At 45.7% G+C, this 1281-nt stretch carries 2 protein-coding genes; both read left to right on the forward strand.

Annotation, left to right across the window (positions count from 1 at the left end; translation table 11 throughout):
* Nucleotides 1-82: 82 nt before the first annotated feature.
* Nucleotides 83-1063 (forward strand): DUF4040 domain-containing protein, encoded by a 981-nt coding sequence (locus tag A3729_RS26020; protein ID WP_082865135.1) that lies wholly within the window; start codon nt 83-85, stop codon nt 1061-1063.
* The coding region (locus tag A3729_RS31140) for a cation:proton antiporter subunit C (protein WP_197476111.1) at nt 1060-1281 on the forward strand (222 nt) is incomplete at its 3' end. The genes A3729_RS26020 and A3729_RS31140, both read left to right, overlap by 4 nt.

Below are 1281 nucleotides of genomic sequence, written 5' to 3' on the forward strand. Positions count from 1 at the left end.
ATGCTCTTGCTAAGTCAGCCCGTCATGGCGGCTTACTTACAATTGCTGAAACCAAGAAAGAACAACAGGAGCAAACGCACTAATGGCCGAACTGATCGACTTGGTACTGCTTGCTATGTTGGCGCTCACTGCTTTACGCATTATATTTTTGAAAGATTTATTTGCTGTCGTCATGCTCTTCGGAATATATAGTTTTCTGTCAGCATTGATATTCGTAAACCTTGACGCAGTTGATGTCGCGTTCACCGAGGCATCGGTTGGTGCGGGCATATCTACAGTACTCATGCTTGGCACACTGGCATTAACTGGTAGAAAGGAAAAGCAAAGTGCCCACTCTTCAATCCTCCCTTTGGTTGTAGTCTGCGTAACCGGCGCTGCCTTGATCTACGGCACGCTCGACATGCCTCCCTTTGGGCACCCTGACAACCCAGTACACGAACATGTCGCTCCACGCTATATAGAAGAGTCACCTAAAGAAGTCGGATTACCGAACATGGTGACATCAGTACTTGCAAGCTATCGTGGCTTCGATACTTTAGGAGAAACGGTTGTTGTATTTTCAGCAGCAATTGGTGTCTTAGCATTACTTGGCGTAAGGCGCCGCGAAGAAAGTGATGCGCCAGAATCTGGTTTAAAAGCGCACCACGTACTGCACGTTGTTGCCAAGCTAATTATTCCCTTGGTTATACTGTTTGCACTGTATGTTCAATTTCATGGTGATTTCGGCCCTGGGGGCGGTTTTCAGGCCGGTGTCATCGCTGCTGCGGCTTTCATTTTGTACGCTTTAGTCTTTGGGACACCAAGCTCATTTGAAGTAGTAAGCCCAAAGTTTTTGCAATTAATGGCCTCTTTTGGCGTACTGCTTTACGCCAGCGTTGGCTTGTACAGCATGCTTAAGGGCGGCCAATTCCTTGATTACAACAAAATCGCAGCAGACCCAATCGCTGGCCAACACTACGGTATAATTATCATTGAACTTGGTGTTGGTATTACAGTGTTTGCCGTTATGCTTAGTATTTTCTATGCCTTCGATAGCCAGGCTGAGAGGTCTAACATCCAGTGAACTTTATTCTCGATTACTACAATTACTGGATCGTCGTATTTTTGATGATGACCGGTTTCTATATCGTTATATCCGCAAATAACCTGGTCAAAAAGGTCGTTGGTTTAAACGTCTTTCAGACCTCAGTTTTTATGCTTTACATTTCTATGGGTAAAGTCACTGGCGGCACCGCACCAATTGTCGTCGAAGGGGTTTCTCAATACTCTAACCCCCTCCCT

The organism is Oleiphilus sp. HI0043 (genome assembly GCF_001634935.1).